This window comes from Kluyvera sp. (assembly GCF_965301105.1).
The window spans coordinates 1-20,757 of record NZ_CBDKZX010000039.1; the positions used below are offsets into that span (position 1 = coordinate 1).

The window sequence follows — 20,757 nt, forward strand, 5'->3', positions numbered from 1 at the left end:
CTTATGAAGACATTACTAACATCGGGGTGTACTAATCAACGGGGAGCAGGTCAAGTCGCAATGGCGTGCCGGTAAACGCCATTATGTTGACCGTCGTTCTGGCGCTGGTCTCAATGTTGACACGTTATATCTCTGCACAGCAGTTTTATCTCTACCTGATAGCGAGTACCGGGCAGGTCGGATGTCTGGCGTGGATCGTGATTGGCTGGTGCCAGTATCGCTTTCGACGTGCGGTGAATCAGGGCGTGTATTCGCGCAGCTTACTGCGTTACCGCTCGCCGTTATTTCCCTGGGTGGCAGGGTTTGTGGTGGTGACCAATATCGCGATTATTATTGGCACCTGGTTTAGCAGGCAGGGGCTGTTGATTATGTTGATTGAACTGCTGCTGATGGCCTGCATTATCGCCTCATGGTTTTGCTTCAGGCCCACATTGAAATAGGAAAAAGCGTTCCCGCATCGCGAGAACGCTTTACTCTTCAGAATAGATTACGCCTCGTCCACCCAAATCCGCATTTCGCCCTCGCCACGGTTGGCCCAGCTAAACCACGGAATAAAGGTTAAGGTCTGCTTTTCGGCGACCGTCTGACGATTATCAAAGCTGTACAGCGGTTTCTCTTCCTGCGCAGTCGGGAGGCGTAGCCCCTCCGCCTGGAGCAGTACTTTGCCTTTCAGCACACCCACGCCCTGAATTTCGCGAAACGCACTTGTTTTCGGCAGCGACAGGTTGTGCAACTCTGCGCCGTTATCCGCTTCTTCCAGGCAGTAGACCAGCGGCCCGCGCTGAATCGCCACTTTACCGGCGTTATGGCGTACGCGCGAGTTCGCGTAGACACGGCGGATGGTCATCGGTAGTTGCAGCGTAATCACGTCTCCTTCCTGCCATTGGCGGTGCAGATGCAAATAGCCTTTGATGGTTTCGCCCTGCGCGGCTTCACCGTTCACTTTTACCTGAGGTGATTCACACCATTCCGGCAGGCGCAGCGCCAGCGTATGTTCGACCGTCTGCGGCTGGCTAAAGCGGATCGTGACCTGCTCATCCCACGGATAGTTGCCCTCAATTTTCAGCGCCAGCGTCCGCTCGTTAACCGTAAACTGCGCCTCGCTACCGGCGTAGAAGTTGATAAACAGGGCGTCCTGCCGCGGAGTGAAGAGGTAGTGGCCGATGGCGACCAGCGTGCGCGCGATGTTCGGCGGGCAGCAGGCGCAGCCGAACCAGCGCTGACGTACCGGCTTGATGTGGTCGTAAATGTGGTTATGCGGAATGCTTTTCGGGTGCGTTTCCAGTGGGTTAACGTAGAAGAAGTGCTTGCCGTCCAGCGCCATGCCGCCCAGCACCGTGTTGTAGAACGCGCGCTCCATGACGTCGGCGTAGTGGGCGTCGCCCTCCATCTCCAGCATGCGGCGGGCAAACATCATCAGGCCGATGGAGGCGCAGCTCTCGCCGTAGGCGGTGTCGTTCGGCAGGTCGTAATCGCTGGTGAAGGCTTCGCCGATACCCTGCGAGCCAATGCCGCCGGTGATGTACATGCGGCGCTGCACCATATTGTTCCAGATGCGCAGGCAGGTCTGGCGCTTCTCTTCATCCTTAGTCATGCGCGCGATATGCGCCAGGCCGGTCATCAGATATACCGAACGCACCGCGTGGCCGACTGCTTCGTTCTGTTCTGACAGCGGCTTGTGAGCATGTGTGTAACTTTTATCTTTGATCATGCCCGGCCAGGCATCGCCCCAGCCTACCCAGTGGCGAGTGCCGCCGCGTTTTTCAAACTCAATATCGTAGTAGTAGGGCTGCTGGCCACGCTCCTCGACGAAGAAACTGGCCAGCGCCTGGTATCGCGGTTCCCGGGTGACTTCGTACAGGCGCATTAGCGCCAGTTCGATTTCCGGGTGCCCCGGATAGCCGCGCAGCTGGCCGTCGTTCGGGCCGAATACGCTGTCGATATGGTCGGCGAATCGGCAGGCGATTTCCAGCAGCCGGCGTTTACCGGTGGCGTTGAAGAACGCCACGGCGGCTTCGAACAGATGTCCGGCGCAGTACATTTCGTGGCACTCGGCGACATTGGTCCAGCGCTGGCCCGGCTCTTTCACGGTATACCATGTGTTGAGGTAGCCATCTTCGCACTGTGCTTGCGCCAGCAGCTCAATCACTTCATCGGCGGTCTGTTCAAGCCGGGCATCCGGCTTCTGGCTCAGAGACCAGGCAACCGCTTCCAGCCATTTGGTGACGTCACTGTCCTGGAAGACCATGCCGTAAAACTCACCCTGTTCAAGCCCGGCGGCGATGCGATAGTTCGCCAGCGCATGGCTCGGCTCCGCCTCCGGAAGATTGTCATTAAGCGCTTCCCACTGATAAGGGATCACCACATCGCGGATCAGCCGCTGATATTCGCCCAGAAACGGGTCGGTGACGGTAATACGGTTCAGATCGGCTTCAATCACATCAGACTGCATCATGTTTACCTCAAGAAATGTGTGAATGTCTTTGGTGAAGATCGGTAGAAATACGTTTCATCATCGGGCCGTTCAGACGGCACTTCAGCAGGCACAGGGCGAGAACAAAGTGGAACAACGCTGGAACCAGGCTTTGCAGCAGGGTAATGCCATGAATAGACGCTGGCGTCTGGTTCCCCAGCCCTGGTTGGTAGGCCACCATGATCAGGATCAGGCTGATAATGCCGCCGGAAGAGGCCCAGGAGAGCTTGATGAAAAAGAGGTTAAAGGCGAAGTTCATGCCGGAGGAGCGCACGCCGGTTTTCCATTCGCCGTAGTCGTCGGCGAAGGCCATAATCGAGAAGTGCAGCGGCAGGGTGAAGCCCTGAATCACGCTGTTAACCGCAATGCAGATCAGCCAGAGTATCTGGAACTGCGGGCCGGTGGGCAGGAAGTACATACCGACGCCGAAAGCGACCAGCACCAGGTTGGTCCAGTAGTACAGACGTACCATATCCACGCGGCGGGAGAGCGGATTGACGATCACCGCGCCAGCGATCCCGGCAATCGTCAGAATGCCGAAGAACAGCGACATGTAGGCCGCACTGCCTTGCAGCACGTAGGAGATAAAATACATATAGCCGCCGCCGCGGATGCACAGAATGTTTACCAGCAGGAACGACATAATGAGCATCATCAGCAGTTGATCGTTTTTACGCAGCCCCTTCAGGTGTTCGCGGAGGGTGAAATTGCCCGCCAGCGATAAGGGGACGCGCTCTTTTACCCAGAAAAAGCACAACAGGAAGAGCACCATGCCGATGGTGCACAGCACGGTTACGCCATACTGATAACCCTTCGCCAGGTTGCCCTGACCAAAGAATTCCACCATCCACGGCAGACCCACGGAGACGAGGAAACCGGCAATGCCGCTTAACACGAAGCGCCAGGACTGACAGGACATCACCTGATCGTGGCGGTTGGTGATGGCGTTAATCAGCGCGCAGTAAGGCACGTTGTTGGCGGTATAGCCGATGGAGAGCAGGAAATAGGTGCCGAACGCCCACGCAATTTTCATGTTTGCGCTCATGTCCGGGACGGTAAACGTCAGGATACCAATCACGCCAAGCGGTACGGCTGTCCACAGCTGCCACGGACGAAAGCGCCCCCAGCGGCTGCGGGTGCGGTCGGCAATCACGCCCATTACCGGGTCGGAAATCGCGTCGAAAATTCGCAGCGTAAAGAACATCGCGCCGACGATAGCCGGGCTGAGCCCAAAGACGTCGGTATAGAAAAAAAGTAAAAAGCCGCTTATCAAATCTGAGATGCAATGCCCGCCAGCATCGCCTAATCCATAGCCTATCTTTTCGCGGGTAGAGAGCGTCTCTCCCGCATCAACGGTCTGGACATCGGTATCCAGGTTATCAGCAATGGTCATAACCAATCCTCGAACAGGGTGTGATGATTCAAAAAGTCATTACGGCGTATCTCTGACGAATTTTTAGTAAATAACTAGCGGCGTTGAGGATAGAACCTGGGCCAGATGTGGGTATATAACGTAGATTTCAAATGGTGAAATTGATCTTGTTTTTACTATAAATAAACTAAAAATGGTGATTATCATCACAATTCGTGTTGAGTGGAGAGGGTTTTGCGCCGACAGGAACACATATTGGTACTGAATATTAAAATGTTTAGTAAAAATAAAACTTAAGATTGCAGGGGGGATGACCACGCGTGATACTCTTTGTCCCGTCAGGCCGTTAATGAGGTAAAGCGAAGGATGGTGAAGAAAACCCGAATCAAAGACATTGCCAGCGCGTGCGGCGTCTCGATTGCGGCAGTTTCTCGTGCGCTGAAAGGGCAGCCGGGGCTGAGCGATGAAACGCGACAGCGTATTCTGGCGATTGCCCAGGCGGAAGGGTACGACTTCAGCCGCCTGCGCAGCGGGCGCATCAAGCGGCTGCTGTTTTTGCTGCACCGCGAACACAATATCGCCAGCGCGCTGCCGTTCTACTCCACGGTGATGCTCGGCGTGGCGGACGCCTGCCGTGAAAACGACATCGCGATGAGCTTCCAGCCTATTGGCCCGGAAGACGCACTGGCGGATCTGATTAATCTGCACCAGCCGGACGCGTTAATCTGCGCGGGATATCTTGAACCTGAGGTATTGGCAGCGTTACGCCAGGCGGCGCTGCCGGTGGCGCTGGTCGATCTGTGGGCGGCCGACTTTCCCTGCGTGAACCCGGATAACTACCACGGCGGCTTTGTGGCAACCCGCCATCTGCTGGAGCAGGGGAGAACGCGCATTGCGTTTCTGGGTACGTCTCAGCGCCACTACAGTATTCGCCAGCGCGTCGAGGGCTACCAGCAAGCGTTATTCGATGCCGGTCTGGTTCTGCCCGCTGCCTACCGCATTGAGGTGCCGCCGGTGAAGGATATCGAGCAGGCGCTGGTGGAGGGGATGTCACAGCTGTTGGCGCTGGCGCAGCCGCCGGATGCGATTTTCGCCTACAACGACGTGGCGGCGCTGGTGGCAATGCGCGAATGCGCGCGCCGGGGGATTCGCGTCCCGGAAGACGTGGCGATTGTCGGTTTCGATGATATCGACGCCGCGGCCTGGGCGCATCCGCCGCTGTCGACGGTGGCCGTCGATAAACGTGAGTTGGGGCGTGATGCTTTCCAGTTGTTGCTTGGCGAGGAGAGCGAAAGAAATCTGCTGCTGCCGGTAAGGCTGGTGGCCCGCGAAAGTTCTGTGACCGACGCCAGCGCGTCACGGTTGCGTCTGGCGCCGTAATCCGGCAAAGTTGGCGCCATTACGGATACAAGGCGGTCAGCGTGAAACGACTCATCATTGGAATCTCCGGCGCCAGCGGCGCCATTTACGGCGTGCGTATGCTTGAAGTGCTGCAATCTGTACCGGATGTGGAAACGCATCTGGTGATGAGTCTGGCGGCACGGCAGACGCTGTCGCTGGAAACGGACCTGTCGCTACGTGAGGTTCAGGCGCTGGCCGACGTGGTGCACGATGCGCGGGATATTGCCGCCAGTATCTCCTCCGGTTCGTTCAAAACGGCGGGCATGGCGATTTTACCCTGTTCCATCAAGACCCTTTCCGGCATTGTGAACAGCTACACTGATGGCCTGCTGACTCGCGCTGCCGACGTGGTGCTGAAGGAGCGTCGCCCGCTGGTGCTGTGCGTGCGTGAAACGCCGCTGCATCTGGGGCATTTGCGGCTGATGACTCAGGCGGCAGAGATAGGTGCCGTTATCATGCCGCCGGTGCCGGCGTTCTATCATCGACCACAAACGCTGGATGACGTCATCAACCAGACCGTTAACCGGGTGCTCGATCAGTTCGATATCGCGTTGCCGGACGATCTGTTTACCCGCTGGTCGGGAGCCTGACCGCGCACGAAAAAGCGCGCTTAATGTATCTTTTGCCCTGTTTCAGGGCAAATCTGCAACGCCGATCAAATCCTCGCTATTTAATCATCCCGATTGCATTTTTGTGCTCGATTTATACGCTGCGGCTGATATCTTCCCTCATGTTCACCTCTTGTTATCTTATTGTTAACATATTTAACGTTGTTTGCTGTTATGACGAAAAATATGGCACAGAAGATGCAATGTCAGGTTGGCAAGCACAACACAACATAACTATATCGCAGTTAACAACATCACGATTTAATAGGGGAACGTATGAAGAAGACGGTTCTTGCTCTCTCTTTGCTGCTGGGCCTCAGCAGCGCCGCCAGCGTTTTTGCCGCACTGCCGCAGAGCATTCGCATCGGTACCGATACCACCTACGCACCGTTCTCATCGAAAGATGCCAAAGGCGATTTCATCGGCTTTGATATCGATCTGGGCAACGAAATGTGCAAACGCGCCAGCATCAAGTGCACCTGGGTGGGGAGCGACTTTGATGCGCTGATTCCTTCGCTGAAAGCGAAGAAAATCGATGCCATCATCTCTTCATTGTCCATCACGGAAAAACGTCAGCAGGAGATTGCCTTCTCCGACAAGCTTTACGCGGCTGACTCTCGCCTGATAGCCGCGAAAGGCTCGGCCATTAAGCCGACGCTGGACGCCCTGAAAGGCAAGCATATTGGCGTGCTGCAGGGATCGACCCAGGAAGCCTATGCCAATGAAAACTGGCGCAGTAAAGGCGTTGACGTGGTCGCCTATCAAAATCAGGACCTGATCTACTCCGACATGGCTGCCGGGCGTCTTGACGCCGCGTTCCAGGACGAAGTGGCCGCCAGCGAAGGCTTCCTCAAACAACCCGCCGGGAAAGATTTTGACTTTGCCGGTCCGTCGGTAAAAGACAAGAAATACTTCGGCGACGGCACGGGCGTTGGGCTACGTAAAGACGACGTTGAGCTGAAAGCGGCGCTGGATAAAGCGCTGGCGGAGCTGCGTGCCGATGGTACCTACGACAAAATGGCGAAGAAATACTTCAACTTTAACGTCTACGGCGACTAAGCGGTCTGAAGTGTCATCATGGTGCATATTTTTATCGATGCACCATGATGGTGCGTTTTTTGCTCGAAAGTTGCGCATGGTTGCATAATTAAGCATTTTTAATGAGAAAAAAGCCAGCCGGAAGGGCAGAATACTTTGCCTTGATGGGCCGAAAGATGGCACGATAACTGCTCAGATAATTTCTAAAAACCCACAAGAATTTCGGTCTGTTGAGGATGATTATGAAAAAACTGGCGTTGTCTTTTTCTCTGGTCTTAGCGCTTGCTTCTGCTTCCAGCGCATTTGCAGCAATTCCGCAAAAAGTACGTATTGGCACTGACCCAACGTACGCACCGTTCGAGTCGAAAAATGCCCAGGGTGAATTAGTGGGTTTTGACATTGATCTGGCAAAAGAGCTCTGTAAGCGCATCCAGGCACAATGTACCTTCGTGGAGAACCCGCTGGACGCACTGATCCCCTCGCTGAAAGCGAAGAAAATCGATGCCATCATGTCATCGCTGTCGATCACGGAAAAACGTCAGCAGGAAATCGCCTTTACCGACAAACTTTATGCCGCCGACTCGCGTCTGGTCGTGAAAAAAGGTTCCCCGGTTACCCCGGACCTCGCCACGCTGAAAGGCAAGCGCGTGGGCGTGCTGCAGGGTACCACCCAGGAAACCTACGGTAACGAGCACTGGGCGCCGAAAGGGATTGAAATCGTCTCCTACCAGGGCCAGGACAATATCTACTCTGACCTGACTGCTGGCCGTATCGACGCGGCGTTCCAGGACGAAGTGGCGGCGAGCGAAGGTTTCCTGAAGCAGCCAATCGGCAAAGACTACCAGTTCGGCGGCCCGTCCATTAAAGACGAAAAGCTGTTTGGCGTCGGTACCGGTATGGGCCTGCGTAAAGACGATACCGAACTGCTGAACGCGCTGAACAAGGCGTTTGCTGAAATGCGTGCTGACGGCACCTACGACAAGCTGGCGAAGAAGTACTTCGATTTTAACGTTTACGGCGAATAATCATCACGAGTAACCCATCGCTTCGCACGCACGGGGCGATGGGCGTAAAGACAGGATTGGCAGCATGCTGTACGGGTTTTCACAGGTAATTTTTCAGGGCGCCCTTGTCACCCTTGAGCTGGCTATCAGCTCAGTGGTTCTGGCCGTGCTTATTGGTCTGGTTGGCGCGGGAGCCAAGCTCTCCCGAAATCGCGTACTGGCGTTAATTTTTGAGGGCTATACCACGCTGATTCGTGGGGTGCCCGACCTGGTGCTGATGCTGCTGATCTTTTATGGTCTGCAGATGGTACTTAACCTTATCACCGACTCGCTCGGCATCGGGCAGTTTGATATTGACCCGATGATCGCCGGGATTATCACCCTGGGTTTCATCTACGGTGCCTATTTCACCGAAACCTTCCGCGGCGCCTTTATGGCCGTGCCGAAAGGGCATATTGAGGCCGCGACGGCCTTTGGTTTTACCGGCGGTCAAACCTTCCGTCGTATTCTTTTTCCGGCCATGATGCGTTACGCGCTGCCGGGGATTGGCAACAACTGGCAGGTGATCCTCAAAGCCACCGCGCTGGTGTCGCTGCTGGGGCTGGAAGATGTGGTCAAGGCCACCCAACTGGCCGGCAAGAGCACCTGGGAACCGTTCTATTTTGCCATCGTCTGTGGCTTGATTTATCTGCTATTTACTACCGTTTCCAATGGCGTGTTGCTGCTGCTCGAACGCCGCTACTCCGTGGGCGTGAAGAGGGCTGACCTGTGATTGAGATTATTCAGGAGTACTGGAAAGCGCTGCTGTGGACCGACGGTTACCGCTTTACCGGCGTGGCGATCACCCTGTGGCTGCTGGTGCTGTCAGTGGTGATGGGCGGCATTATGGCGCTGTTTCTCGCCATCGCCCGCGTCTCAAGCAACAAATACATTAAGTTTCCGGTGTGGCTGTTCACCTATATTTTTCGCGGCACGCCGCTGTATGTGCAGCTGCTGGTGTTCTATTCCGGGATGTATACGCTGGAGATTGTCAAAGGCACCGAACTGCTGAACGCTTTTTTCCGCAGCGGCCTGAACTGTACGGTGCTGGCCTTAACGCTCAACACCTGCGCCTACACCACCGAAATTTTCGCCGGGGCGATTCGCTCGGTGCCGGCAGGGGAGATTGAAGCGGCGCGCGCCTACGGCTTCTCATCGTTTAAGCTCTACCGCTGCATTATTCTGCCGTCGGCGCTGCGCATCGCGCTGCCTGCCTACAGCAACGAGGTGATCCTGATGCTGCACTCGACAGCGTTGGCGTTCACCGCGACCGTCCCGGATCTGCTGAAAATTGCCCGCGATATCAACTCGGCGACCTATCAGCCGTTTACCGCCTTCGGCATTGCAGCGGTGCTCTATTTGATTATCTCCTATGTGCTGATTCGCCTGTTCCGCAAAGCGGAAAAGCGCTGGTTACAGCATATGAAACCGACTTCTACGCACTGAGAACATGATGGCTGATAAAAAACTAAACGTAATCGACCTGCACAAACGCTACGGTGAGCACGAGGTGCTGAAGGGCGTGTCGCTGAAAGCTAACGCTGGCGATGTGATCAGCATTATCGGTTCGTCGGGGTCGGGAAAAAGTACTTTTCTGCGCTGCATTAACTTCCTCGAAAAGCCGAGCGAAGGCACGATTATCGTCAATGGGCAGAATATTGGCCTGGTGCGCGATAATGACGGTCAACTCAAGGTGGCCGATAAAAACCAGCTGCGCCTGCTACGCACGCGCCTGACAATGGTCTTCCAGCACTTCAATCTGTGGAGCCACATGACGGTGCTGGAGAACGTGATGGAAGCCCCCATTCAGGTGCTGGGTCTGAGCAAGCAGGAAGCGCGCGAGCGGGCGGTGAAGTATCTGGCAAAGGTGGGCATCGACGAGCGGCAGCAGGGTAAATATCCGGTGCATCTGTCCGGTGGACAGCAGCAACGTGTGTCCATTGCCCGGGCGTTGGCGATGGAGCCGGAGGTCTTGCTGTTTGATGAACCGACTTCCGCGCTGGACCCTGAACTGGTGGGCGAGGTGCTGCGTATCATGCAGCAACTGGCGGAAGAGGGGAAAACCATGGTGGTGGTGACCCACGAAATGGGCTTTGCGCGCCATGTCTCTTCGCACGTCATTTTCCTCCATCAGGGGAAAATTGAGGAAGAAGGCAAACCAGAAGAGGTGTTCGGCAATCCGAAAAGCCCGCGCTTGCAGCAGTTCCTCAGCGGCGCGCTCAAATAAAATAAAGGCTGGATAATCCAGCCTTTATTATTTTCCGTTTTTCTACACATACAACATAAATTATCGTTGCTGGCTGTCATATTTCTGCATCAGGAAAATAAAATGGGAAATATATAATGGCTAGCTATGAAAATATGTTAATGAATAACGGCGCTGTGTTGGAAAGCGATTATCTTGCCTGCTCTGGCATGGACGAACCGCATGAAGCTTATTTTGGCGCAGTGGCGCCGCCAATTATACAGACCAGCCTGTTTGCGCAAAAAAATTATCAACAATATTGCGATGATATGCTGCAGGAGACGCGGCGTTATATATACAGCCGCGGTCTGAACCCAACGGTTCGCATGGCTGAAGAGAAGCTGGCGCGTCTGGAAGGCGGGGAAGAGGCGCGATGCTTTGCATCGGGAATGGGCGCGATTGGCGCGGTGATGATCGGTTACCTGAATCGCGGCGATCATATTCTTCTGGTCAATCAAGTCTATGGCCCAGCCGTTGAACTGGTTAAGTCGTTGGCGCAAAAATATGATGTGGAATACGATATTATTCCCGACGGCGATTTGCTGGAGATTGCGTGTAAAATAAAACCTAATACGCGAATGATTTATACGGAATCCCCCGGTTCGATGACCATGAGAGTCGTCGATTTGCGGGCGATTGCCGAACTGGCTGCGCGGCATAATATTATTACCGCCATTGATAATACGTGGCCGACGCCGCTCTTCCAGAAACCACTCAGCCTCGGTTTTGATATTGTTATTCATTCTTGTACTAAATATCTTGCCGGGCATAGCGATATTCTGGCTGGTGTGGTGATTACCCGGTCTTCGCTGATGGGGCCGATTCGTGATTTTTCGCATCAGCTATTAGGGGCTGTGCTGGCACCGTTCAGCGCGTGGCTGTTATTGCGCGGCTTACGTACGCTGCCGGTACGAATGCAGGCGCATCAGCATAATGCCATCAAGGTGATTGATTGGTTGCGGCGCCGCGACGATGTCGAAAATATTCGCCACCCCTATCTGGCGTCGACGGCGGAAAAAGAGATTATCCAACGCCAGATGAGCGGTTTCTCAGGGCTGTTCAGCTTTGAACTGAAAAACGCCGATTTTGAGAAGGTGAAAGGTTTTATTGATGCCTGCCGGGTGTTTAAAATTGGTCCTAGCTGGGGGGGCTATGAGAGTCTGATTATTTCGCCTAACCGCGGTTACAATCAGGCGGCGCTTGATGAATCGGGCGTCTCCCGGGGCCTGATTCGTCTTTCTGTCGGCCAGGAACCAGCGGAGGTGCTGATCAACGATCTTGAGGCTGCCTTCCTGGCGAGCGGTGCGGCATCGCGTTAAGCGGGTACAGGCCCGGTTAACGGGCCTGTTTTTCCAGTCGATACACCCAGTCATCATAGTACTGGCCATTCAACAGATACGCCTTTTCCAGCACCTGCGTGCGGGTGAAACCCTGTTTTTCCAACAGATGCGCCGAATGCTGATTATCGCCCAGCACCCAGGCATTAATCGCCCCCAACGAAAGCTGTTGAAAGCCGAAGTCGCAAATGGCCGCCAGCGCTTCGCTGGCATAGCCCTTACCCTGCGCAGTCGGCAACAGCGCATAACCGACGTCCGCTTCATGCGGGTTTCTGCTGCTGATACGTAGACCGATATCGCCTAGTGGCGTGCCCTGCGCATCGCGGATAACGAAAATACCCGCTTCCCGGCAGCGTTGTTTAAATATCGTATGTATCGCCGCTTCATCCAGCACTTCGCCCATAAAACGCATCACCTCGCGGTTTTGTCGCAGTTGTAAAAAGAAGGGCCAGTCGTGCTCATTGAAGGGGGAAAGCTGTAGCCGTGGAGTGGTGATTGAGACCATAAAGATTGCCGTAACGAAGAGCCAAAACACATACCTTAGCATCAAAGCCGAGTTGCAAACCAATATGTTAGTTTGGCCGGTGATAGCCGAGCGCTATCACCGGATAGACATAGGTGGCGCTAGCGCAGAATATTGGCCAGCGCTTCATCCAGATCGTACCAGCGGAAGGTAAACCCGGCCGCTTCCAGCCGTTTGGGTAGCGCGCGCTGGCCGCCGAGTACCAGCACGGACGATTCTCCCATCAGCAGGCGGATGGCGGTGGCGGGAACGCGCAGAAAAGCCGGACGGTTTAAGGCCTGACCCAACGCGTGGGAAAACTGTTCGTTACGGACCGGGTAGGGAGAGACCATATTAAACGGCCCGCGCAGATCGTTATCCAGCAGCCACAGGATGCCGTTGACCATATCGTCGATATGAATCCACGCCAGGTACTGCCTGCCGTTGCCGATGGGGCCACCGAGCCCCAGCTTAAATGGCAGCACCATTTTGCCGAGGATCCCTCCGCTGCGGGCCAGCACCACGCCGGTACGCAGCAGACAGACGCGGGTGCGGTCGCTCTGCGCGGAGCTGGCGATTTGCTCCCAGCGAGCGCACAGCTTGTGGGTAAATTCGTTATGCGGCGGCTCTTCTTCCGTGACCACGACTTCACCCAGGTCGCCATAGTAGCCGGTAGCCGAGCCGGAAATCAGCACGGCAGGCGGCGTCTCGCTCGCCTGAATGAGTTCGCTGAGACGCTGGGTGATTGCCCAGCGACTGTCACACAGTTTCTGCTTTTGCGCGTGGGTCCAGCGCTTGTCGGCAATGGGTTCACCGGCCAGGTTAACGACCGCGTCGACACCGTCAAGGGTGGACACATTCTGCAGGCCTGGCCAAATCTCGACGCGCGCGTCGAGCATCTGTCGGGCTTTTTCCGGAGAACGGGTCACGACGCACACCGTATGGCCCAGCGTCAGCAAGCGCGAAACTAAATGGCGGCCTATCAGCCCAGTGCCGCCGGTAAGCAGAATTCTCATATGACCTCCCGCAGGGGGCGCTTAGCGTTGCCAGCTTAGGGTGATGGACACCGAGTCGGCATAACGCAGCGCGTGAAGTTTATCGACCTCCACTTCAGCATAAGTGACCCAGTGATGTTCGCGTGCGATATCGAGCACATCTTGAGTTAATTTTTCCAGCAAAGAGAAACGGTTACTTTCTACGTGGCGAATAATATTTTTGGTGATGGTGCGGTAGTTCAGCGCGTCGTTGATATCTTCGCTGCTGCGTGATTTCTCTGCTGGATAGCGAATTTGTAGATTGATGACGATGTCCTGACGATTCGCGATCTCCTCTTCTTTGATGCCGATAAAGGTGCGCAGGCGCAGGTTTTTGATGCGGATGACGGCGTCAGACTGAGACATTGCAGGTGTTCTCCTTATTTATTGTTGTCCACTTCATCATACACGAAAGCGCCTGTCACGCGGCAAGCTCTGACGTAGGGATTGCTGATTGCAAAATCCTCATGTTGAGGGCAAGTGACATCCGTATAAAGACAAGCTATGTTGGCAATCAGTTGTCATGGACGCCGGTTCGCGCCTGTATCGTTCGCATTTCGTCTGCCCACCGTTGAGGAAACTATGAGCCAGCCCACTCTTACGCTTTGGTCCGATTCTGATTTCTTTTCGCCTTATGTGATGTCCGTTTATGTTGCCCTACAGGAGAAAGGACTGCCGTTTACCCTGAAAACTGTCAATCTCGACCAGGGGGAACATCTGCAGGCTGGCTGGCGCGGCTATGCGGCGACCCGTCGCGTTCCCTTGCTCGAAGTCGATGATTTTGCACTCAGTGAATCCTCCGCGATCACGGAATACCTTGATGAGCGTTTTGCACCGCCAGAGTGGGAGCGGTTGTATCCGCACGACCAGCAAAAACGCGCGCTTACCCGACAGATTCAGGCGTGGTTGCGCAGCGACCTGATGCCTATCCGCGAAGAGCGGCCGACGTCGGTTATCTTTGCTGGCGAGAAAAAAGCGCCGCTGACGGAGGCAGGACGCAAAAGCGCGGCTAAACTGTTTGACACCGCCAGTGCGCTGCTGGCTCACGGTCGACCCAACCTGTTTGGCGAGTGGTGTCTGGCGGATACCGACCTGGCGCTGATGCTTAACCGGCTGGTATTCAACGGAGACGATGTGCCGGAACAGCTTGCAGACTATGCGGCCTTCCAATGGCAGCGCGCCTCGGTGCAACGTTATGTGGCGCTTTCGGCAAAACGCGCAGGCTGAAAAAGTCGATGTAATCCATTATGATATTGGGGTTTATCATTGTGGGGATTTGATTAATGAAGCTGATGTTTGCATCGGATATTCATGGCTCGTTACCGGCTGCCGAACGGGTGCTGGCGCTGTTTGCCGAGAGCGGCGCACGCTGGCTGGTGATTCTGGGGGATGTTCTTAACCATGGGCCGCGTAACGCACTGCCGGAGGGCTATGCCCCGGCCCTGGTGGCAGAACGCCTCAATAGCGTTGCCGAGCGTATTATCGCCGTGCGCGGCAACTGCGATAGCGAAGTTGACCAGATGCTATTGCACTTTCCCATTACCGCGCCGTGGCAGCAGGTGCTCACCGAACATCAGCGGCTGTTTTTGACACACGGGCATCTTTATGGTCCGGCGAATCTTCCGCCATTGGCCGCGAATGATGTGTTGGTTTACGGACATACGCACCTTCCGGTGGCAGAAAAACGCGATGAGATATTCTTATTTAACCCCGGTTCAGTTAGCATTCCTAAGGGCGGTTTTGCTGCCAGCTATGGGCTGCTTGACGGGCATAAACTGCAAGTTTTAGCACTCAATGATCAACAGGTTATTGCAGAGGTTGCTATTAACCCGTAAGTTACCCATCAATCACAAAACGCGCCGTAAAGAGCGCTTTCAAGGTAAGGTTTTCGGATGGTCGAGCAGAATCATTTGGCAAGCACGGAATGGGTCGATATTGTCAGCGAAGACAATGAGGTCATCGCGCAAGCGAGCCGTGAACAGATGCGCGCGCAGTGCCTGCGTCACCGGGCAACCTATATCGTCGTGCACGACGGCATGGGCAAAATCCTGGTGCAACGCCGCACCGAAACGAAAGACTACCAGCCGGGTATGCTGGACGCCACCGCTGGGGGTGTCGTTCAGGCAGATGAGCCGCTGCTGGAGTCCGCTCGCCGCGAGGCGGAAGAGGAACTGGGCATTGCTGGCGTGCCATTCGCCGACCACGGGCAATTCTATTTTGAAGATAAACACTGCCGTGTTTGGGGAAGCCTGTTCAGCTGCGTTTCACACGGGCCGTTTGCCTTGCAGGAAGAAGAGGTGAGCGAAGTGTGCTGGATGACGCCGGAAGAAATTACTGCCCGCTGTGATGAATTTACCGATGACTCGCTGAAGGCGCTGGCGCTGTGGATGACGCGAAACGCCAACAACGAAGTCCACGTCGAGGAAGAAGCCGAGTAATCGCTAGCAGCTATCCCTCATGCATAAACTGGAGACGATGGTTTTCCTGTCGCTCCAGTCTCCCTCGTTAAGCCGTTCCAGAAGCGCGCGTCCGGCCTCCAGACCAATTTTATGATGCGGTACAGCCATGGTTGTCAACGGTGGTTGACATACCCGGCTAACGTCGCTGTCGCCAAAGCCGACGACGGCTAAATCATCCGGCACTTTAATCCGCCGACGTTGGCATTCATAGAGCACCCCACAGGCAAGCTCATCGGAAACACAGACCAGCGCATCCAGCTCCGGCCATGCCAGAATAAACTCGGGAAGCTGAGAAGCGCCCGTGGAAAAGTTAGCGGGCAGGGCCGCGTTAATCACTCGGGTGGGCGACATATGGTGGCGCAACATCGCTTTATACCAACCATGTAAATGCTGCTGGAAAATCCACTGTTCCTGGTTGGCGCACAGTAAACCAATATTCTGATATCCGCGATGGATAAGCATTTCAGTCAGCTCGAACATGGCGGCTACGTTATCAATCCCAATATTCATATCGAGAGGATCGGTCCGCATTGCACCGATTTCCATGACCGGAATCGAGGCGTTCTTTAACCAGTGACGAACGGTGTCGCTATGTTCAACGCTAAGCAGTATGGCGGCAGCGATATTTGAGGCCAGCAGCGTTTCCAGCAACTTTTCTTCCTGCTCAAGACGGTGTTGCGATTCTGCGAGCATGATTTGATAGCCTGCCGGCTGCAATATCTGCTGAAGCCCGGCAAACATGGCGGAACAGCCCGCCTCGGCAAGATTGGGCACCACCATGGCGATGGTCTTTGAAGAGGCGGATGCCAGCGCGCTGGCGGCGAGATTGGGCATATACCCGAGTTCTGCAACCGCCGCTTCGATTTTTTCTCGTAGCTTATCGGAGACCTGTTCCGGCGTGCGAAGCGCACGGGACACGGTCATGGTGCCGACGCCAGCTAACTGAGCAACATCGGCGATCGTCACCTTGCCGGTACTCCGTCGTTTTCGGGTAAGAGACATACATATTCCTGCTAAACAGACGTTTTTTATTATCATCCATTACTTCATCTGTCAGGGAGTATACGCCCTAACCGGGAAATTTTTCTGCGTTTTCATGTGATGATTGCGAAATGATAGCGCTATCACAAATCTGTGTGTTCTTGAATGATAGCGCTATCTTTGTGAGCGTCCTCTCAGATAACTGTTGTCTGGTTGCATAAAGTTTGCCCATCTTTTGCGAAAAGACGAGGGACAAAATGCTCAATACCTGGATCTCCGATGCCACTATTACGCTGCAACAGCGTGTCGAAGACTGGTCGCAGGCGTTGGATATCTGCGCCCGGCCGCTGCTGGAAGCGGGCGTGATTGAAAAAAAATACGTGGCGGCCATCGTGGAACAGCATCGTAAGCTGGGGCCGTACTATGTGCTGGCGCCGGGTTTGGCTATGCCTCATGCGCGGCCTGAAGAAGGCGCCAACGGCTTAGGGCTGTCGCTGCTGAAATTGCAGCAGGGCGTATCATTTGGCTGTGAAGAATTCGATCCTGTGGACCTCGTTATTATGCTGGCGGCACCGGATAAGCATAGCCATATTGAAATGATCTCTGCGCTGGCGGAATTATTTTCCAGCGACGAAGATATGCATAAATTACATCAGGCAACCAGTATCGAGGAGATTAAAACTATCATCGCACGTTTCTAATTTATTTATACAATCCGACTTATAGCACATTACGCGCCTGCGTGATGGGAATGCACTCTACCCAAAAGGTGACAATAATGAAAATTATGGCAATTTGCGGTTCTGGCCTGGGCAGTAGTTTTATGGTTGAGATGAATATTAAAAAAGTGCTTAAAAAGCTCGAAATAGAGGCTGAGGTGGAGCACTCGGATCTGTCATCGGCTACCCCGGGAGCGGCTGATTTATTCGTGATGGCCAAAGACATCGCCGCCAGCGCCAGCGTGCCGGAGAGTCAGCTGGTGGTCATTACTAACATCATCGATATTAACGAACTCGAAGCGCAGCTGCGCGCCTGGTTTGCCAAACAATAATTCTATATAGCGAGGCGGATATGTTTATCCTTGAAACGCTGAATTTTGTTGTTGATATACTCAAAGTGCCTTCGGTGTTGGTCGGGCTAATTGCGCTAATTGGCCTGGTGGCACAAAAGAAATCTTTTTCCGATGTTGTGAAGGGAACGATTAAAACTATCCTGGGGTTTATTGTCCTGGGCGGTGGGGCGACAGTATTAGTTGGCTCATTGAATCCACTGGGAGGGATGTTTGAACACGCCTTTAATATACAAGGCATTATTCCGAATAATGAGGCGATTGTTTCTATTGCGCTTGAGAAGTACGGCGCGTCAACGGCGTTAATTATGGCATTTGGTATGGTCGCGAATATTCTGGTCGCCCGTTTTACGCGCCTGAAATATATCTTCCTGACCGGCCATCATACCTTCTATATGGCCTGCATGATCGGCGTAATCCTGACCGTTGCGGGTTTCGACGGTATCGGATTGGTCTTTACCGGCTCGCTGATCCTCGGCCTGGTCATGGCATTCTTCCCGGCGCTGGCACAGCGCTATATGAAGCGTATTACCGGCACCGATGACATCGCCTTCGGCCACTTCGGTACGTTGGGCTATGTGCTTTCGGGCTGGATCGGCAGCGTCTGCGGTAAAGGGTCGCGTTCGACCGAAGAGATGAACCTGCCGAAGAACCTGAGTTTTCTGCGTGACAGCTCTATCTCCATTTCTCTGACCATGATGATTATCTACCTGATCATGGCGGTCAGCGCAGGGCGTGAATATGTTGAAAGCACCTTCAGCGGCGGTCAGAACTACCTCGTCTACGCCATCATTATGGCGATCACCTTTGCTGCCGGTGTATTCATCATCCTGCAAGGGGTTCGCCTGATTCTGGCTGAGATCGTACCGGCGTTTACCGGTTTCTCGGAAAAGCTGGTGCCGCATGCACGCCCGGCGCTGGACTGCCCGGTGGTGTATCCCTACGCCCCTAACGCGGTGTTAATTGGTTTCTTGTTCAGCTTCCTGGGTGGACTCGTTGGGCTGTTCCTGTGTGGGCAGTTTAAGTGGGTGCTGATTTTACCCGGCGTGGTGCCGCACTTCTTTACCGGCGCGACGGCCGGCGTGTTTGGCAATGCCACTGGTGGCCGACGCGGCGCGATGATTGGCGCGTTTGCTAACGGTCTGCTGATCACCTTCCTGCCTGTGCTGCTCTTGCCAGTACTGGGGGCGATTGGCTTTGCCAATACGACCTTCTCGGATGCTGATTTTGGCGTTGTCGGTATTGTGCTGGGGAACCTGGCCCGCTACCTGTCGCCGTTTGCTATTACGGGCCTGGTCGTCGCCTTGTTTGCAGCGCTGGTGGCGTACAACGTTTTTGCGAAAAAGAAATCTGTGGGCGGCAGCGCGCAGGAGAACAACGGGGCTAAATCATGAATGTGAAAGAAGTGAGCGCACTGGCGCGTGAGATTCGCGTGGAAACCCTGAAATCGCTGACCAATCTGGGGTTCGGCCATTACGGCGGCAGCATGTCGGTGGTGGAAACGCTGGCCGTGCTGTACGGCGCGGTAATGAAAATTGACCCGGCAGACCCGGACTGGCCAGAACGGGACTATTTTGTGCTGTCGAAAGGGCACGCCGGCCCGGCGCTGTACAGTACGCTGGCGATTAAGGGATATTTCCCGATTGAGGAGCTGAGTACGCTGAACCAAAACGGAACGCGGCTCCCGAGTCATCCGGACAGGCTCAAAACGCGCGGCGTGGACGCGACGACGGGGTCGTTGGGGCAGGGGATTTCCATCGCGGCGGGGATGGCGCTCTCGCATCAACTGGCGGGGCGCGCGAATCGTGTTTTCTGCATCGTGGGGGATGGCGAACTGAATGAGGGGCAGTGCTGGGAGGCGTTCCAGTTTATTGCCCATCATCGTCTGAATAACCTGACCGTCTTTGTCGACTGGAACAAGCTGCAGCTCGACGGCAAGCTGGATGACATTATCTGTCCTTTCAACCTTGACGAAAAATTCCGCGCCTTTGGTTTTGACGTGGTGACCGTGAAAGGCGATGACATCCCAGGGCTGCTGGCGGCGGTACAGCCGGTGCCGCCTGTTGATGCTCGCCCACGGGTGGTGATCCTCGATAGCGTCAAAGGCCAGGGGGTGCCCTATCTCGAGAATCTCGCCAATAACCACCATTTACGCCTGACGGATGAGATGAAAGAGACGATAAACGAGAGCATTCGCCAACTGGAGACTGAACATGATTAAGGTTGCCCCAGCAGGACAAAAAGACGCTCTGGAAATGCGTAAAGTATACGCCGGATTTGTTGCCCAGCAGATTGCCGAGGGCAGCCCGATCATTGCGCTGGAAGCTGATCTGATGAGCTCTATGGCGATGGACAGCGTTGCCCGCGAGTATCCGCAACATGTGATCAACTGCGGCATTATGGAAGCGAACGTGATTGGCACCGCCGCCGGGCTATCGCTCACCGGACGTAAGCCGTTTGTGCATACGTTTACCGCGTTTGCCAGCCGCCGCTGCTTTGACCAACTGTTTATGTCGCTGGATTATCAGCGCAATAACGTCAAGGTGATTGCCTCTGACGCGGGAGTGACCGCCTGTCATAACGGCGGTACGCATATGTCTTTTGAGGATATGGGGATTGTCCGCGGTCTGGCGCATTCGGTGGTGCTGGAAGTCACCGATGCGGTGATGTTTGAAGATATTCTGCGTCAGCTCATCAACCTCGACGGTTTTTACTGGCTGCGTACCATCCGCAAGCAGGCGCCGAGCGTGTATGCGCCAGGGTCAACCTTTACCATCGGCAAGGGCAACGTGCTGCGCGAAGGTAGTGATATTACGCTGATTGCCAACGGTATTATGGTGACAGAGGCGCTGGAAGCGGCACGCCAGCTTGAGCAGCTTGGGGTCAGCGCGGCGGTGATCGACATGTTCACCCTCAAGCCAATCGACAAAATGCTGGTAAAAAACTACGCGGAAAAAACCGGGCGTATCGTGACCTGTGAAAACCACAGCATCCATAACGGCCTGGGGTCAGCGGTGGCGGAAGTGCTTGTCGAAACGTGTCCCGTACCGATGCGGCGGGTGGGGGTAAAAGAACGCTACGGCCAGGTGGGAACGCAGGACTTTTTACAGAAAGAATATGGCCTGACTGCGCATGATATTGTGTCGGCCGCGCGAGAGCTACTGTAAATAAAAAGGCGACCTGTTGGTCGCCTTT

The 20,757-nt window shown here is 54.8% G+C and carries 22 protein-coding genes and 1 pseudogene; 17 read left to right on the forward strand and 6 right to left on the reverse strand.

Annotated elements, in window-relative coordinates; translation table 11 throughout:
- Nucleotides 1-47 precede the first annotated feature (47 nt).
- Nucleotides 48-440 (forward strand): annotated as a pseudogene (locus ACW14G_RS13960) (amino acid permease); the annotation flags it as partial.
- Between the two features lie 47 nt (nt 441-487).
- Here the strand turns inward: ACW14G_RS13960 and ACW14G_RS13965 are convergent.
- Both ACW14G_RS13965 and ACW14G_RS13970 read right to left on the reverse strand, forming a co-directional pair.
- Entirely contained in the window at nt 488-2,455 is a 1,968-nt protein-coding gene (locus tag ACW14G_RS13965) for a glycoside hydrolase family 127 protein (protein WP_419057300.1), read from the reverse strand.
- 7 nt (nt 2,456-2,462) lie between these two features.
- Entirely contained in the window at nt 2,463-3,866 is a 1,404-nt protein-coding gene (locus tag ACW14G_RS13970) for an MFS transporter (protein WP_167575335.1), read from the reverse strand.
- 345 nt (nt 3,867-4,211) lie between these two features.
- Between ACW14G_RS13970 and ACW14G_RS13975 the strand changes: the two genes are divergently transcribed.
- The 8 genes from ACW14G_RS13975 to ACW14G_RS14010 all read left to right on the forward strand — a co-directional run bounded on the left by ACW14G_RS13975 (nt 4,212) and on the right by ACW14G_RS14010 (nt 11,499).
- Nucleotides 4,212-5,225: a LacI family DNA-binding transcriptional regulator gene (locus tag ACW14G_RS13975; protein ID WP_249022963.1), complete on the forward strand. Its 1,014-nt coding sequence runs from the start codon at nt 4,212-4,214 to the stop codon at nt 5,223-5,225.
- A gap of 41 nt (nt 5,226-5,266) precedes the next feature.
- Entirely contained in the window at nt 5,267-5,836 is a 570-nt protein-coding gene (locus tag ACW14G_RS13980; RefSeq protein ID WP_163448742.1) for a UbiX family flavin prenyltransferase, read from the forward strand.
- 294 nt (nt 5,837-6,130) lie between these two features.
- A complete protein-coding gene (gene argT / locus ACW14G_RS13985; protein WP_163448741.1) occupies nt 6,131-6,913 on the forward strand; it encodes a lysine/arginine/ornithine ABC transporter substrate-binding protein ArgT in 783 nt (260 codons plus the stop codon).
- Nucleotides 6,914-7,134: 221 nt separating this feature from the next.
- The gene (gene hisJ / locus ACW14G_RS13990) at nt 7,135-7,917 is read left to right on the forward strand and encodes a histidine ABC transporter substrate-binding protein HisJ (protein WP_163448740.1); all 783 of its coding nucleotides are present in this window, start codon (nt 7,135-7,137) and stop codon (nt 7,915-7,917) included.
- Between the two features lie 64 nt (nt 7,918-7,981).
- On the forward strand, nt 7,982-8,668 hold the full coding sequence (locus ACW14G_RS13995) for a histidine ABC transporter permease HisQ (RefSeq protein WP_064543826.1): 687 nt from the start codon (nt 7,982-7,984) through the stop codon (nt 8,666-8,668).
- Nucleotides 8,665-9,381 carry an ABC transporter permease gene (locus ACW14G_RS14000; RefSeq protein ID WP_064543828.1) on the forward strand — a complete coding sequence of 239 codons (717 nt, stop codon included), beginning with the start codon at nt 8,665-8,667 and terminating at the stop codon, nt 9,379-9,381. The genes ACW14G_RS13995 and ACW14G_RS14000 overlap by 4 nt, the downstream gene beginning before the upstream one ends.
- Before the next feature lie 7 nt (nt 9,382-9,388).
- Complete coding sequence (gene hisP, locus ACW14G_RS14005; RefSeq protein WP_064543830.1) at nt 9,389-10,162, forward strand: histidine ABC transporter ATP-binding protein HisP; 774 nt, start codon at nt 9,389-9,391, stop codon at nt 10,160-10,162.
- Between the two features lie 116 nt (nt 10,163-10,278).
- Entirely contained in the window at nt 10,279-11,499 is a 1,221-nt protein-coding gene (locus ACW14G_RS14010) for a trans-sulfuration enzyme family protein (RefSeq protein WP_249022964.1), read from the forward strand.
- Between the two features lie 16 nt (nt 11,500-11,515).
- Here the strand turns inward: ACW14G_RS14010 and ACW14G_RS14015 are convergent, their stop codons facing one another.
- The 3 genes from ACW14G_RS14015 to folX all read right to left on the reverse strand — a co-directional run bounded on the left by ACW14G_RS14015 (nt 11,516) and on the right by folX (nt 13,419).
- Nucleotides 11,516-12,022, reverse strand: coding sequence for a GNAT family N-acetyltransferase (locus ACW14G_RS14015; RefSeq protein ID WP_163448738.1), 507 nt, complete (start codon nt 12,020-12,022; stop codon nt 11,516-11,518).
- A 119-nt stretch (nt 12,023-12,141) separates the two neighbouring features.
- Nucleotides 12,142-13,035 carry a TIGR01777 family oxidoreductase gene (locus ACW14G_RS14020; protein WP_249022965.1) on the reverse strand — a complete coding sequence of 298 codons (894 nt, stop codon included), beginning with the start codon at nt 13,033-13,035 and terminating at the stop codon, nt 12,142-12,144.
- A 21-nt stretch (nt 13,036-13,056) separates the two neighbouring features.
- Entirely contained in the window at nt 13,057-13,419 is a 363-nt protein-coding gene (folX, locus tag ACW14G_RS14025; protein WP_163448736.1) for a dihydroneopterin triphosphate 2'-epimerase, read from the reverse strand.
- A gap of 216 nt (nt 13,420-13,635) precedes the next feature.
- Between folX and yfcF the strand changes: the two genes are divergently transcribed.
- From yfcF to yfcD, 3 genes are read left to right on the forward strand one after another with little or no spacing between them, the layout of a single operon-like run.
- Nucleotides 13,636-14,280, forward strand: a complete 645-nt coding sequence (yfcF, locus tag ACW14G_RS14030; RefSeq protein ID WP_167575340.1) for a glutathione transferase — start codon at nt 13,636-13,638, stop codon at nt 14,278-14,280.
- A 56-nt stretch (nt 14,281-14,336) separates the two neighbouring features.
- Nucleotides 14,337-14,888 (forward strand): phosphodiesterase, encoded by a 552-nt coding sequence (yfcE, locus tag ACW14G_RS14035; protein ID WP_249022966.1) that lies wholly within the window; start codon nt 14,337-14,339, stop codon nt 14,886-14,888.
- A 57-nt stretch (nt 14,889-14,945) separates the two neighbouring features.
- A complete protein-coding gene (yfcD, locus tag ACW14G_RS14040) occupies nt 14,946-15,491 on the forward strand; it encodes an NUDIX hydrolase YfcD (RefSeq protein ID WP_163448733.1) in 546 nt (181 codons plus the stop codon).
- A gap of 3 nt (nt 15,492-15,494) precedes the next feature.
- Here the strand turns inward: yfcD and ACW14G_RS14045 are convergent, their stop codons facing one another.
- A complete protein-coding gene (locus ACW14G_RS14045; RefSeq protein ID WP_249022967.1) occupies nt 15,495-16,514 on the reverse strand; it encodes a LacI family DNA-binding transcriptional regulator in 1,020 nt (339 codons plus the stop codon).
- A 236-nt stretch (nt 16,515-16,750) separates the two neighbouring features.
- Between ACW14G_RS14045 and ACW14G_RS14050 the strand changes: the two genes are divergently transcribed.
- The 5 genes from ACW14G_RS14050 to ACW14G_RS14070 all read left to right on the forward strand — a co-directional run bounded on the left by ACW14G_RS14050 (nt 16,751) and on the right by ACW14G_RS14070 (nt 20,729).
- Nucleotides 16,751-17,194 carry a PTS sugar transporter subunit IIA gene (locus tag ACW14G_RS14050; protein ID WP_163448731.1) on the forward strand — a complete coding sequence of 148 codons (444 nt, stop codon included), beginning with the start codon at nt 16,751-16,753 and terminating at the stop codon, nt 17,192-17,194.
- 77 nt (nt 17,195-17,271) lie between these two features.
- Complete coding sequence (locus ACW14G_RS14055; RefSeq protein ID WP_041146575.1) at nt 17,272-17,544, forward strand: PTS sugar transporter subunit IIB; 273 nt, start codon at nt 17,272-17,274, stop codon at nt 17,542-17,544.
- A gap of 20 nt (nt 17,545-17,564) precedes the next feature.
- Entirely contained in the window at nt 17,565-18,956 is a 1,392-nt protein-coding gene (locus ACW14G_RS14060) for a PTS ascorbate transporter subunit IIC (protein ID WP_163448730.1), read from the forward strand.
- Entirely contained in the window at nt 18,953-19,783 is an 831-nt protein-coding gene (locus ACW14G_RS14065) for a transketolase (RefSeq protein ID WP_167575343.1), read from the forward strand. Before ACW14G_RS14060 ends, ACW14G_RS14065 begins: the two co-directional genes overlap by 4 nt.
- Nucleotides 19,776-20,729: a transketolase family protein gene (locus tag ACW14G_RS14070; RefSeq protein WP_064543855.1), complete on the forward strand. Its 954-nt coding sequence runs from the start codon at nt 19,776-19,778 to the stop codon at nt 20,727-20,729. The genes ACW14G_RS14065 and ACW14G_RS14070 overlap by 8 nt, the downstream gene beginning before the upstream one ends.
- The last annotated feature ends 28 nt before the right edge of the window (nt 20,730-20,757 follow it).

Coding starts and splice junctions, on each gene's coding strand:
- ACW14G_RS13965 (WP_419057300.1), bottom strand. CDS start 2,455: ATGATGCAGTCTGATGTGATTGAAGCCGATCTGAACCGTATTACCGTC.
- ACW14G_RS13970 (WP_167575335.1), bottom strand. CDS start 3,866: ATGACCATTGCTGATAACCTGGATACCGATGTCCAGACCGTTGATGCG.
- ACW14G_RS13975 (WP_249022963.1), top strand. CDS start 4,212: ATGGTGAAGAAAACCCGAATCAAAGACATTGCCAGCGCGTGCGGCGTC.
- argT (WP_163448741.1), top strand. CDS start 6,131: ATGAAGAAGACGGTTCTTGCTCTCTCTTTGCTGCTGGGCCTCAGCAGC.
- hisJ (WP_163448740.1), top strand. CDS start 7,135: ATGAAAAAACTGGCGTTGTCTTTTTCTCTGGTCTTAGCGCTTGCTTCT.
- ACW14G_RS13995 (WP_064543826.1), top strand. CDS start 7,982: ATGCTGTACGGGTTTTCACAGGTAATTTTTCAGGGCGCCCTTGTCACC.
- hisP (WP_064543830.1), top strand. CDS start 9,389: ATGGCTGATAAAAAACTAAACGTAATCGACCTGCACAAACGCTACGGT.
- ACW14G_RS14010 (WP_249022964.1), top strand. CDS start 10,279: ATGGCTAGCTATGAAAATATGTTAATGAATAACGGCGCTGTGTTGGAA.
- ACW14G_RS14015 (WP_163448738.1), bottom strand. CDS start 12,022: ATGGTCTCAATCACCACTCCACGGCTACAGCTTTCCCCCTTCAATGAG.
- ACW14G_RS14020 (WP_249022965.1), bottom strand. CDS start 13,035: ATGAGAATTCTGCTTACCGGCGGCACTGGGCTGATAGGCCGCCATTTA.
- folX (WP_163448736.1), bottom strand. CDS start 13,419: ATGTCTCAGTCTGACGCCGTCATCCGCATCAAAAACCTGCGCCTGCGC.
- yfcF (WP_167575340.1), top strand. CDS start 13,636: ATGAGCCAGCCCACTCTTACGCTTTGGTCCGATTCTGATTTCTTTTCG.
- yfcE (WP_249022966.1), top strand. CDS start 14,337: ATGAAGCTGATGTTTGCATCGGATATTCATGGCTCGTTACCGGCTGCC.
- yfcD (WP_163448733.1), top strand. CDS start 14,946: ATGGTCGAGCAGAATCATTTGGCAAGCACGGAATGGGTCGATATTGTC.
- ACW14G_RS14045 (WP_249022967.1), bottom strand. CDS start 16,514: ATGTCTCTTACCCGAAAACGACGGAGTACCGGCAAGGTGACGATCGCC.
- ACW14G_RS14050 (WP_163448731.1), top strand. CDS start 16,751: ATGCTCAATACCTGGATCTCCGATGCCACTATTACGCTGCAACAGCGT.
- ACW14G_RS14055 (WP_041146575.1), top strand. CDS start 17,272: ATGAAAATTATGGCAATTTGCGGTTCTGGCCTGGGCAGTAGTTTTATG.
- ACW14G_RS14060 (WP_163448730.1), top strand. CDS start 17,565: ATGTTTATCCTTGAAACGCTGAATTTTGTTGTTGATATACTCAAAGTG.
- ACW14G_RS14065 (WP_167575343.1), top strand. CDS start 18,953: ATGAATGTGAAAGAAGTGAGCGCACTGGCGCGTGAGATTCGCGTGGAA.
- ACW14G_RS14070 (WP_064543855.1), top strand. CDS start 19,776: ATGATTAAGGTTGCCCCAGCAGGACAAAAAGACGCTCTGGAAATGCGT.